Origin of the sequence: Rhizobium sp. BK313, assembly GCF_014193655.1 — a bacterium.
In the GTDB taxonomy this organism is placed as follows: domain Bacteria; phylum Pseudomonadota; class Alphaproteobacteria; order Rhizobiales; family Rhizobiaceae; genus Rhizobium.
The window spans coordinates 481,295-493,427 of sequence record NZ_JACHZQ010000001.1 but is presented as its reverse complement, the minus strand read 5'-3'; the positions used below and the strand labels follow the sequence as shown (position 1 = coordinate 493,427).

Annotated in this window: 13 protein-coding genes; 7 read left to right on the top strand and 6 right to left on the bottom strand. The window is 59.8% G+C overall.

Annotated elements, in window-relative coordinates:
- Position 1 precedes the first annotated feature (1 nt).
- Complete coding sequence (locus FHT86_RS02315) at positions 2–583, top strand: DUF1349 domain-containing protein (RefSeq protein ID WP_133705258.1); 582 nt, start codon at positions 2–4, stop codon at positions 581–583.
- 18 nt (positions 584–601) lie between these two features.
- Here the strand turns inward: FHT86_RS02315 and FHT86_RS02310 are convergent, their stop codons facing one another.
- The 4 genes from FHT86_RS02310 to FHT86_RS02295 all read right to left on the bottom strand — a co-directional run bounded on the left by FHT86_RS02310 (position 602) and on the right by FHT86_RS02295 (position 2,965).
- Positions 602–943, bottom strand: coding sequence for a tRNA-binding protein (locus FHT86_RS02310; RefSeq protein WP_133705257.1), 342 nt, complete (start codon positions 941–943; stop codon positions 602–604).
- A 27-nt stretch (positions 944–970) separates the two neighbouring features.
- On the bottom strand, positions 971–1,810 hold the full coding sequence (gene proC, locus FHT86_RS02305; RefSeq protein WP_133705256.1) for a pyrroline-5-carboxylate reductase: 840 nt from the start codon (positions 1,808–1,810) through the stop codon (positions 971–973).
- A gap of 1 nt (position 1,811) precedes the next feature.
- Positions 1,812–2,312: a YbjN domain-containing protein gene (locus tag FHT86_RS02300; RefSeq protein ID WP_133705255.1), complete on the bottom strand. Its 501-nt coding sequence runs from the start codon at positions 2,310–2,312 to the stop codon at positions 1,812–1,814.
- A 392-nt stretch (positions 2,313–2,704) separates the two neighbouring features.
- The gene (locus FHT86_RS02295; protein ID WP_133705254.1) at positions 2,705–2,965 is read right to left on the bottom strand and encodes an accessory factor UbiK family protein; all 261 of its coding nucleotides are present in this window, start codon (positions 2,963–2,965) and stop codon (positions 2,705–2,707) included.
- A 264-nt stretch (positions 2,966–3,229) separates the two neighbouring features.
- Between FHT86_RS02295 and lgt the strand changes: the two genes are divergently transcribed.
- The 6 genes from lgt to FHT86_RS02265 all read left to right on the top strand — a co-directional run bounded on the left by lgt (position 3,230) and on the right by FHT86_RS02265 (position 9,319).
- Positions 3,230–4,117: a prolipoprotein diacylglyceryl transferase gene (gene lgt, locus FHT86_RS02290; RefSeq protein WP_133705253.1), complete on the top strand. Its 888-nt coding sequence runs from the start codon at positions 3,230–3,232 to the stop codon at positions 4,115–4,117.
- A gap of 78 nt (positions 4,118–4,195) precedes the next feature.
- Entirely contained in the window at positions 4,196–5,293 is a 1,098-nt protein-coding gene (locus FHT86_RS02285; protein WP_133705252.1) for a class I SAM-dependent methyltransferase, read from the top strand.
- Positions 5,294–5,418: 125 nt separating this feature from the next.
- Complete coding sequence (pgeF, locus tag FHT86_RS02280) at positions 5,419–6,201, top strand: peptidoglycan editing factor PgeF (protein ID WP_133705251.1); 783 nt, start codon at positions 5,419–5,421, stop codon at positions 6,199–6,201.
- Entirely contained in the window at positions 6,202–7,353 is a 1,152-nt protein-coding gene (locus tag FHT86_RS02275) for a M24 family metallopeptidase (RefSeq protein WP_133705250.1), read from the top strand. It abuts the gene before it with no gap.
- A 55-nt stretch (positions 7,354–7,408) separates the two neighbouring features.
- Complete coding sequence (locus FHT86_RS02270; protein WP_133705249.1) at positions 7,409–8,281, top strand: hypothetical protein; 873 nt, start codon at positions 7,409–7,411, stop codon at positions 8,279–8,281.
- A 105-nt stretch (positions 8,282–8,386) separates the two neighbouring features.
- Entirely contained in the window at positions 8,387–9,319 is a 933-nt protein-coding gene (locus tag FHT86_RS02265; RefSeq protein ID WP_133705248.1) for a ribose-phosphate pyrophosphokinase, read from the top strand.
- Between the two features lie 19 nt (positions 9,320–9,338).
- On the opposite strand, the gene FHT86_RS02260 is transcribed toward FHT86_RS02265, so the two are convergent.
- Together FHT86_RS02260 and FHT86_RS02255 are read right to left on the bottom strand one after the other, a co-directional pair.
- Positions 9,339–10,574 (bottom strand): MFS transporter, encoded by a 1,236-nt coding sequence (locus FHT86_RS02260; protein ID WP_133705247.1) that lies wholly within the window; start codon positions 10,572–10,574, stop codon positions 9,339–9,341.
- Between the two features lie 25 nt (positions 10,575–10,599).
- Positions 10,600–12,054 carry a hypothetical protein gene (locus FHT86_RS02255; RefSeq protein ID WP_133705246.1) on the bottom strand — a complete coding sequence of 485 codons (1,455 nt, stop codon included), beginning with the start codon at positions 12,052–12,054 and terminating at the stop codon, positions 10,600–10,602.
- Between the last annotated feature and the right edge of the window lie 79 nt (positions 12,055–12,133).

The following is a 12,133-nucleotide window of genomic DNA, read 5'->3' as shown; positions in this document are numbered from 1 at the left end:
CATGCCGATCGACATCAACGACATGCATTGGCTGAATCTACCGCCGGCCTGGGAAATGAACAACGGCCGGCTCATCGTCCGCTCCGGCGACAAGACCGACTTCTGGCAGGGAACCTATTACGGCTTCCACCGCGACGACGGCCATTTCCTCGGTCGCCAACGCCTTGGCGACTTCACCGCCGAGATCACCTTCATCGGACACTACCGCGAACTCTACGACCAGGCCGGCCTGATGGTCCGCCATGACGCCACCCATTGGATGAAATGCGGGATCGAATATACCGACGGCGCCAAACATTTCAGCGTGGTGGTCACCAACGGCAATTCCGACTGGTCCGCCTTCCGGCTCGATCATGAGTTCGACGCCCTATCTGTGCGGGTGACGCGCAACGGCGACGCGCTTTTCATCCAATATCGCACCGACAAGATGACCGAGTGGCGCATGGCCCGGCTCGCCTGGTTTGATCCGGCTCTCGAAGAGGTCTCCGTCGGCCCGGCCTTCTGCTCCCCGCAGCGCGAAGGTTTCGAGGCTGAATTTTTGGATTTCAGTCTGACCGATCCGGTGTCACGGGATATTCACTAACGGCAATACACCGTTGAACTACATCATCTTCTTGCCGTTCGGCACCGGCTGCGTCACAGCCGCAAGCACGATCGCGCCCGCTTCATCCTCGAAGCCGAGAGTGAGCACTTCGGAGCGGACGGGACCGATCTGGCGCGGCGGAAAATTGACGACACCTAGGACCTGACGGCCGATGAGGGATTCCAGTGTGTAGTGCACGGTGATCTGCGCCGATGAGCGCTTGATGCCGATCTCCGGTCCGAAATCGATCTTCAACTTGAAGGCCGGCTTGCGTGCTTCCGGAAAAGGCTCCGCCTCGATGATCGTGCCGACGCGGATATCCACGCGCTCAAAATCGCCGTAGGTGATCTCTTCCGCCATACGCACTCCCTCTTAATACTGGGAAACTTAACCGGCCAGTTCCTGCGCGCGCTTGCGCGCTGCCTCCAGCGCCTCGTCGAACAGAGGCTGCATGCCGTCTTCCGCCATCAGAATGGCAAGGGCAGCGGCGGTGGTGCCGCCGGGAGAGGTTACATTCTGACGCAGGCGCGAGGCGTCATCGGGGGACTGATGCAACAATTCACCAGCCCCCGCGACAGTTTCCCGTGCGAGTCGCATGGCGAGGTCCGCCTGCAGGCCAAGCTTCCGGCCCGCCTCCGCCATGCACTCGACGAGATAAAAAACATAGGCCGGTCCGCTGCCGGAGACGGCCGTCACGGAATCGATATCGGCTTCCTCCGGCACCCATTCGACCGGACCGGACACCTTCAAGAGATTTTGCACCAACTGCCGCTGGCGCTCGCCGACCTCTGCATTGGCAAACGCACCGGTGACCCCCCGACCGACCATGGCGGGCGTGTTCGGCATGGCGCGCACCATCGCAGTTCTACCCAGGTGTTTCTCAAGGAAAGCGAGCGTCCTGCCGGCAGCGATCGACACTACCACCGTTTTCGGTCCAATCGCCGCCTTGAACGGCGGCAATACCGCTTCCATAACTTGTGGCTTGACGGCAATGAAGAGAACGCCGGCGGTGACGTCAGTAGGAACACCGGTGACATGGCTTGCGCCCGCGTCGGCGATCAACTTCAGCATCGCCTCGGACGGCTTGGGATCGACGACGGTCACCGAAGAACCCGGCACACCGCTTTTCAGCCAACCCGTCAACAGAGCGCCGCCCATGTTCCCGGCCCCGATCAAGATGATGGGGTCGGAGGATGCAAAAGCGCTCGAGGATGCCTCTGTTGCCATATCAGGCTTCGCCTACGGTTTCGAAAAGCACGGCCTCCATGGCGCGATTTGCGTCAAGGCCGGACCACACTACAAATTGGAAAGCCTGATAGTAAGCTTCGCAGGTGTCAAGAGCGTTGGACAGCAGCACTTCCACCTGCCGATTGGTTGGCTCGGCGCCGCCGGAGAGCAGTAGCGACTGCCGGAAGATCACGATATCCTCCTGCCGCCACAGATCGAAATGTCCCATTAGCACCTGACCGTTGATGCAGGACAGCAGCTTGATGACCTCGTTGACGCGAATCTCCGGCACCTTAATGTCGAAGGCGCAGGCAATGTGCAGCGCCTCGAACTCCTCCATCCAGGAGAAGGAGACATGGTAATCGGTCCATCGACCTTCGACGGTCATGGCGATTTCATCCTCGCCGGATCGCTCGAACGACCAGTCATTATTGGCGGCCACGAATTCGATCATATCGACCGGATTCGATTGTCGTTCGACTTCCATTTCCATAAGGCTCATGCAGCACCTTCTTGACCGGAACGAATGCAGCTTCCTTGTGTTCGAACACTGAAAGAACGCAAACAGTTTTTACTCCGGAGACATCCTCGGGATGATGTTGAACGGCTGCCAGACTAACGCATCCACCCTGTCCGGAGCTTACCAAGTCCGTTTCGAATCATCATTTAAAATCAGTGTATAGCGGCATGCCCGGCATGCCAGCCCCTCATCAGAGATTTTGGCGAAGGGCGCTGTGGAAAGCTCTTCCGATGTCTATTCAGAAGGGAGTCATAACTGACTCTGGCGATTGGCTTTTTTGCCTGTGTCCACAGGTGGAAAAACCACCGAAAATTTTAGAGGAAAAATGCGCGGCAGATGCGTGCCGCGCCGATTTCTCGCAAAATGAATCGCGATTATTTGCCTTCGGAGGAAAGACGCGCTTCCAACGCCTCGATTCTGGCGAGCAGCGCTTCGTTTTCATCCCGCGCCTTGATCGCCATTTCGCGAACGGCTTCGAACTCCTCACGCTTGACTATATCGAGGCTGTTCAGCCAACGCTCGGCCTGGGCATTGACCGCTGTTTCGATCTCTCGGCGCACGCCCTGGGCAGCACCGGCGGCATCGGTCATCAGCTTGGCGAATTCGTCCAAGATACGGTTCGGTCCAGTGCTCATAGTGGTCTCCTTGCGGCCGTCGGCCCCGAAAAATGGACGGCTTCATATAGGGGCCAGATAGGTCTGAGGTAAGATTTCCCAGGGTCCGATGCAAGCAAATTGAGATAGAACGGGACAACCTGACCCGCGGCGAGAGACACACGAATAATCGACTTGACCGTTTCAATACCGAACGCCATGTTCCGCGCACACTGGATTTAGCATGCTCTTATCCAAAAACTGCATCATAGTTTTGGGAATCATGCTCTAACGGACCCGAGAATCTTGCTGACATCCGCCAACCTTGCCGCCATCCTACCGTTTCCTGATATCGATCCGATCGCCTTTTCGCTCGGTCCGCTGTCGGTCCACTGGTACGGTCTTGCCTATGTCGCGGGCATCCTGCTCGGCTGGTTCTACGCAAGGCGGCTGGTCGACAATGGCAAGCTTTGGCTGAACGACACCGCACCGTTGACGCGTGCGCATCTGGACGACTTCATTCTCTGGGTCGCCTTCGGCATCGTGCTTGGCGGTCGCATCGGCTATATCCTGTTCTATGATCTCGATCCCGTGCTCGCCAATCCGATCCGCGCCATCGAGGTCTGGAATGGCGGCATGTCCTTCCACGGTGGATTAATCGGCACCACCATCGCTATGATCTTGTTCGCCAATCGCAACAAGATCCCGGTCTGGAGCCTGTTCGATATCGTAGCCGCCGTCGCCCCCGTGGGGCTTTTCTTCGGCCGCATCGCCAATTTCATCAATGGCGAACTCTGGGGCCGAACTACCGACGTGCCCTGGGCGATGGTTTTCTGCAGCCCGCATGTCATCGCCGCTCACGAGGGCGTCTGCCCTGCCGGCCTTGATCCGCGCCATCCGAGCCAGCTTTACGAAGCCGGCATCGAGGGCATCGTCCTCTTCGTCGTCCTCTTCATCCTCACGCGCTGGGCGTTGGCGTTGAAGAAACCCGGCACCGTCAGCGGCGTCTTCGTCATCGGCTATGCCTTCTCGCGCATTTTTGTCGAATTCTTCCGCCAGCCTGACGAACAGCTCGGCTATCTCCTTGGCACGAACTGGCTGACCATGGGCATGGTGCTCTCCCTGCCGATGGTCGCGGTCGGCCTGTGGGCCGTCATCCGGGCCCGCCACGTTGCAGCCAGGCAGACGGCTTGAACTCTGGGTTTAATGTCGCATGATCTTCCCGAAAGCCGCCTCACATTTTTCGGGACCATGCTTTAGCGAGACCAAACGATGACGACCGCGCTCGGGGAAAAAATCAAAGCCATCATCCGCACCAACGGACCGGTCAGCATCACCGACTATTTCTCACTCTGCCTCGCCGACCCGCAGCATGGTTACTACAAGACGCGTGAACCTTTCGGGCGTGTCGGGGATTTCGTCACCGCGCCCGAAATCAGCCAGCTCTTCGGCGAGATGATCGGCGTCTTCATGGTGCATGCCTGGCAGCGCCACGGCACACCCGCCGATGTACGCCTCGTCGAAATCGGCCCCGGCCGCGGTACGATGATGGCGGATATGCTGCGCGTCATCGAAAAGCTGGCCCCGCCTCTCTATAACGCGATGAGCGTGCATCTGGTTGAAACCAGCGAGCGCCTGCAGGGCTTCCAGCGCCAGACGCTTGAGATCCACGGCGACAAGGTTTCCTGGCATTCGGACTTCGATGACGTGCCGGCGGGTTTCACTTTGCTTGCTGCCAATGAGTTGTTCGACGCTATTCCCATCCGCCAGTTCGTCCGCACCGCCAACGGTTTTCGCGAACGCACGGTCGGGCTCGACGCCAATGACGACTTGACGTTCGCGGCCGGCGTCGCAAGCTTGGACCCCGCGCTTCTTCCAGACGGGCCGCTTCCTCCGGTCGGCACGATCTTCGAGTTCGCCCCTGCCCGCCAGGCGGTGATGACGACGATCTGCGACCGGCTTGCCACCCATGGCGGCACGATGCTCACCATCGATTACGGCCACATGGCGACGAGTTTCGGCGATACGCTGCAGGCCGTGCGCATGCATGAATACGACCCGCCGCTGGAGCACCCGGGCGAAGCGGATCTCACCAGCCATGTCGATTTCCAGCATCTGGCCGAAACCGCTGTTGCGTCCGGACTGCATATCAACGGATGCTGCCATCAGGGCGATTTTCTTATCGGGCTTGGGCTGCTGGAGCGAGCCGCGGCGCTTGGGCGCGACCATGACGCCGCAACACAAGATGGCATCCGTGCCGCCGTCGAACGTCTTGCGGGCGCCGGCGAAGGCAAGATGGGCGAGCTTTTCAAGGTACTGGCAGTCTCCAGTCCAGCGATCGATCTTCTGCCCTTTCGTCCCATCCGCTGAACAACAGTGTTGATCTCCGCGGATTGACAGAGCGCGCATGGCTGGGCCAACATCCCGCTCAAATCGAACCGCTTCGCCACAGAGGCGTTATTTCATCACGAAAGAACACATCAAGGGACGCAGCATTGCCGACTCCGATCGAAAGCACGCTGCTGAGCGCCGCCAAAAGCGCCGGCATTCGCCATGGCTATTTCACCCGTGACGGCGGTGTTTCAGAGGGCCTCTATCGCGGATTGAACGTCGGCCTCGGTTCCCACGACAATCGGGAGCATGTCCAGGAAAACCGTCGCCGGGTCGCCGGCTGGTTCGGCCTGCCGGTGGAACGGCTTGCGACCGTGCATCAAGTCCACTCGCCCGACGTGATAGCCGTCGACGCGAATTATGACGGCACTCGCCCGCAAGCCGACGCCATGGTGACGGCGACGCCGGGGATAGCGCTTGGCGTGCTCGCCGCCGATTGCGGCCCGATCCTCTTCGCCGATCCTGAAAACCGGGTGGTAGGCGCCGCCCATGCCGGCTGGAAGGGGGCGCTGACCGGCGTCCTGGAAAACACCATCGAAGCGATGGTCGCGCTCGGTGCCAAGCGGGAAATGATCACCGCCTGCCTCGGCCCCTCGATCAGCCAGGCGAGCTACGAGGTCGGTCCGGAATTCGTCGACCGCTTCGTCGCCTACGACCCTGACTACGCCAGGTATTTCATTCCGTCCAAGCGGGTCGGCCACGCGATGTTCGACTTACCGGGTCTGACGATCGACCGCCTGTACAAGGCGGGCGTAACTGCCGAAAACCTTAATCTCTGTACCTACCCCGATCCCGACCGCTTCTTCTCCTATCGCCGCACCACCCATGCGAAGGAGCCGGATTACGGCAGGCAGATTTCCGCCATTGCCATCGAGGAGACGTTTTAAATGGCCCTGCATTTCGCACGCAGCGAATTCGCTGCTCGCCTGGCCCGCCTCCTTGCGAAAATGCAGGAGGAGAAGCTCGACGCCATGCTGCTCTTCGCGCAGGAAAGCATGTTCTGGCTGACCGGTTACGATACGTTCGGCTACTGCTTCTTCCAAACGCTGGTGGTAAAGGCTGACGGTACGATGGTGCTGCTCACCCGCTCGGCCGATCTTCGTCAGGCACAGCTCACGTCGGTCATATCCGACATCCGCATCTGGGTCGACCGCGTCAACGCCGATCCGACGCTTGATCTCAAGGAATTGCTGGTGGAGCTCGATCTCCTCGGCGCCCGTATCGGCGTCGAATACGATACCCATGGCATGACCGGCCGCGTCGCCCGCCTGCTCGACAGCCAGATATCCACCTTCGGCCAGATCGTCGACGCGTCCTACCTCGTCAGCCGTCTGCGCCTCGTCAAAAGCCCGACCGAGATCGCCTATGTCGAACGCGCCGCCGTGCTCGCCGACGATGCGCTGGACGCAGCGCTCGCTCTGATCAAACCCGGCGCCGACGAAGCCGATATCCTTGCCGCCATGCAAGGCGCGATCTTTTCCGGCGGCGGCGATTATCCCGCCAACGAATTCATCATCGGCTCCGGCGCCGAGGCCCTGCTCTGCCGCTATAAGGCCGGGCGCCGCAAGCTGGATGTCAATGACCAGCTAACCCTTGAATGGGCCGGCGCCTATGCCCACTACCACGCCGCCATGATGCGCACCGTCGTCGTCGGCACCCCCAGTCATCGCCACCGCGAACTCTACAACGCCTGCCTCGAAACCATCCAGGCGATCGAAACCGTGCTGAAGCCCGGCCATACCTTCGGCGACGTCTTTGATATGCACGCCAAGATCATGGACGAGCGCGGCCTTGCCCGCCACCGGCTGAACGCATGCGGCTATTCGCTCGGTGCGCGCTTCTCGCCCTCCTGGATGGAGCACCAAATGTTCCATGTCGGCAACCCGCGGGAGATCGAAGAGGGCATGTCGCTCTTCGTGCACATGATTATCATGGACTCGGACACCGGCACCGCTATGACGCTCGGCCAAACCTATCTGACGACATCCCAGGCTCCGAAACCTTTGTCGCGCCATCAGCTCGAATTTCTTAACCGTTAGCAGCGTAAAATAGCGATCCTGAACGGGGAGACCGTCGAAGGAAAGGATCGCGCAAATGGGACTGGTCAGGACAACGTTGATTTCCGTTGGTTTCTGCTTTGCGCTCGCCGCCTGCAATACGACAGATGCCCTGACCCCACCCGAGAGCATCGGCGATGTCGGCTCCAGCCCGGTTACACAACGCGATGTCGAGCGTATGGCCTCCGCGCCGCAACGCCAGCAGAATTATGAAACCGCGCAGGACAGCTACAGCTACCAACGACAGGGTTATCAACAGCAGGGTTACCAACCGCAGAGCTATGGCGGCAGCGGCTCGCTCGACGATCAGGCGGCCGCGCTGAGAAGCGGCGGTCGCAATCCTTATGCCTCCCGCCCGCTCGACGGCTCGCGGACGGCCTCCATCCAGTCGCAGGATACGCAAGCTTCGGACGCTGACGAACAGCGCGAAGCCGACAGCCGCCTCGCCGACGATCCACAGCCGCAGCAAGCGGCTCAGGATCAGCAGGACGATCAGCAACAGCCGGAACAGCAAGCCTCCCTTCCCCCCACCACGGCAACGGATAGAAACAGCGTCCGTTTCCTGCCGATCATCGGTGCACCGGTCCAGGCCGTCACACCGCTGTCGCGTCAGCTCGGCGCCGAGGCCCGCGCCCTCGGACTGACGATCAAGAGCTCGAGCGATTCCAGTGCCGGCTATATCCTGAAGGGCTATCTCTCCGCCTTCGAGGACGGACCGCAGATTTCCGTCACCTATGTCTGGGACGTCCTCGACAACAGCGGTGCCCGCCTGCACCGAATCCAGGGATCGGAAAGCGCGCCACTGAAGCGCGGCGATCCATGGGCCGCCATCCCGCCCTCCGTCATGCAGAAAATCGCCACCGAAACCATGTCGGAATTCAATTCCTGGCGCGACACGCGCGGTGGATAGCCACAAGCTTTTCAGAAATATGAAAGCTATCTTACTCTAGCCCCTTGCATTCGAGACCAAGCCGGTTAAAAGCGCGGCTATCAGGTTGGTAACAGGCGGGCCAAAATGAAGATTTTCGCAGGGAATTCGAACAGGCACCTCGCCGAAGCGATCTGCAATTATCTCAATGTTCCCTTAGGCAAGGCCAGTGTCCGGCGTTTCGCGGACCAGGAAATCTTCGTTGAAATCCAGGAAAACGTGCGCGGCGAGGATGTGTTCGTCGTTCAGCCGACGTCGTTTCCGACCAACGATCATCTGATGGAACTGCTGATCATGATCGATGCGATGCGCCGCTCGTCGGCGCGGCGCATAACCGCAGTCATCCCCTATTTCGGCTATGCCCGCCAGGATCGCCGCGCTTCCGGGCGCACGCCGATCTCGGCCAAGCTGGTGGCCAATCTGATCACCGAGGCTGGCGCCGACCGCGTTCTCACGCTCGACCTGCACGCAGGCCAGATCCAGGGCTTCTTCGATATCCCGACCGACAATCTCTATGCGGTTCCGGTGCTTACCCGTGACATCAAGGCCAACTACGACATCAGCAACGTCATGGTTGTTTCGCCGGACGTCGGCGGTGTCGTGCGTGCCCGTGCGCTCGCCAAACGCCTCGACTGTTTGTTGGCGATCGTGGACAAGCGCCGTGATCGCCCGGGCGAATCCGAAGTGATGAACATCATCGGCGAAGTGGCCGGCAAGGATTGCATCCTGATCGACGACATCGTCGATTCCGGCGGCACGCTCTGCAACGCGGCCGATGCCCTGCTCGCACAAGGCGCAGCAAGCGTCACCGCCTACATTACCCACGGCGTTCTTTCCGGCGGCGCCGTGACCCGCGTCACAAACTCGAAGCTGAAGGAACTGGTGATTACCGATTCCATTCAGCCGACGACGGCGGTGCAATCTGCCCCGAATATCCGCGTCATCAGCACCGCCAGCCTGATCGGTGAAGCCATCAACCGCACCAGCCAGGAAGAATCGGTATCGAGCCTGTTTGACTGAAGGCCAGCCGGCTCTCTTCTCACGCAGGTTTCGCGTCAACCGGATGGCTTTGCCTCCAGGCAAGCAGCCCTATTCCAATAAGCCCGGCAACAAAGACCGCTGCACCGGCGCCCATGATCGATGGGCCGATGCCGAACCAGGCAAACAGGCTGGGCGACATGAGATAGGCCAGGAAAAGGCCGAGGAAGATCGCACACATCAGCAGTCGGTAGATCTGGGCCAGACGATGAGGTTCGCTGCGCGTTTGCATCAGATGCAGCATCGCAAGGTTTTCGAAGGGACCGTTGATTGCGGCGAGGCACGCGACGACCATCAGCCACAGGCGATCATGCATCAGAGGCAGCAGGAAGACGCCGGCGCCGAAAATGAGCTTTGCGGTGATGATCCACACGACTGGTCGGCGCGGCTTTATGTTGCTGAGGATCAGGTTGGTCGTCACGTTGCCGACACCATAGGCCGTCATCATCAGGCTGTAATCCGTCAGAGGATCGGTGCTGGTCTCGCGCAGGTGCAGGATCATCCCGAGCAAAATGCCCATCGCCCAGGCGATGTTCCCCATCAGGTTCGTGAATAGACCATACAATATGGCAGCATGGCCTCGCGCCATCCGCCACCCACCCAACACACCGTCAATCACCGCGGCCGTCCCCGAGAATTCGCGGCGGCGTGGCGCGGACGGCAATCTGGCGACAGCCATCCACACCGCCAAGGCGGAAAGCAGGAATGTCGCCGCCGTTACCGTGAAAAACTGCGATTTCGGCAGAAACCCGTTGACCAGTGCAATCAGGCTCGGTCCGAGGATGCGGGCCATGCGCCTCGTCGCGTCGAACAATCCGTTGGTCGCATGACGAATGTCTGGATCGATGGCGATTGTGGGAAGCGTTGCCTGCAATGACGGATCGAAGGCAGCCGTCAGCAAAGCAATGCATCCGGCGAGCACCATCAACAGCGGCAGGCTCATGAAATGCATGAATCCGGCGACGGACAGGACCAGCAGGAGAACAGCGCGCAGAACGTCCACCGAGATCATCGTCGTGCTATGCCGCCAGCGATCCGTCAGAATGCCGCCGAACAGGCTGCCGAAGAGGAGCGCGCCCGACTGCAAGGCGGAAACATAACCCGCGTCGCGGCCAATGAAATCCGCCGCGATCCACACGACGGCGACCATATAGAACTCGGATCCGGTCGCCGCCAACACCTGGCCGGCCCACAGGAGCGAAATCGAGCGCTGGGCCAGCGGCCTTAAGACAAACATGTTTGCATTCTGAAATTAGATCGACTTACTTGATGACTTGTCCGTTGATCGTCACGGACTCGTCGTCGGCGATGCTGACGTCCCAACGCGAGCGCCCGTCCGGATCGGTCTTGGCAAATCCCTTGGCCATCATCAGGCCGAAGGACATTTGGTTGAGATCCGGCTCCGTCTTCGCAGCATTTTGAACGGCGGCGATGGTCTTATCGAGATCGCGCGCAAGCACCGTCATCTTCACGGAGACACGGTCCTTCTCGTTCAACCAGCCACGCATGCTGCCGGAAGCTTCGATATCGTAAAGGCCTGAGACCGCACTGATTTTCGGAAAATTGATCGTCATCGTTCCATCCGGAAACATAGCCCGCTGCAACTTGTCATCCATGGGTGCCGTCCCCCCGGGATTGTTGAAATCGGTCTGCTGCAGAACATCCATCAGCGCGGTAAAATTCAGGTTCGGCAATTGCATCTGCAATTCGGCGGCATCGGGAATAAAGGCGACATAATCCTGAGGCACTAGACCGGAGGCTAGAGTCAGCTTCTCAGCTCGCATGCCGAAATCGGCATTCATCGCGCTAGCCGGTCCAGCTACCTTGAATGAGTAGTCCATCTGCTGCAGCCCGCCATTGCCGAGCGGGGTCGTCACGGAGAGGTCTTTGGCGGATACCGCCTCTTCAAGCGAACCGGCAAGCGGCATCGCGTTCTGCAGCAAAGCCTTGAGCGCCGCGCTCTCACTGTCGGACAGGGTTTTTGTGTCCTTATGGTCCGAGATGAAGCGCAAGATTTCATTCAACGCCTTCAGCGGCAGCTTGGTCGCGTTGGCCTTGAAATCGATCGCCCCGATCTTGAGTTCGCCAAACGTCGCGGTATCGGAGGAAATCTTGTCGTAGAAAGATTGCAAGCCGCCGGTCATCTGCAGGTCGAGCTTGTCCGGCTCGCCGCTGCTGGACGAGGAGAGCGTGTAGCTGGCACCATCGATCGCGATGTCGTTCTTCTGCACACCGTTGTCGGTGGTCTTGGTAGCGAGCGTGATGCCGCTGCCCTTCACGTCCATCGAGCGAACATAGTGGATGGCAGGGTCGAAGACCCCCGCGAAGCTGGATGACGCCAGCGCATAACGAAACTCGACGTCGGGGCCGCTGCCCGGCTTCGAGCGCGCCGTTACGTCGATCGCGTTATTGCCTTCGATATTCCACAGGCCGCTATCCTGCGGCGTCGCAAGAGCCATGAGCGGCTTGAGCCCGGTAATGTCGAAACCGGTGACGTTCAACTTGTCGAAGAGTTTCTGCAGGTCGTAGGTGACTTCATAGTGGCCGCCCGCCGGCGTCACTGCAATGAACCCGCTCTTGACGAGATCGTCGGGTAGGAAATGCGTTAGGTTGCCAAGCAGGTCCCTGGCCCCCTGCTCATTGACGTCAGCCGCCTGCGAGGCGCCGGCCAGACCAACGGCGAAAACCGCTGCGGCAGCAACTGCCTTAAAACGCATAATTCACTCCCCCATGATGCTAGGAAAAATAGTTTGAAAGCGGGAAAACCCTAAACATGATTCTCAATTGAATGATGAC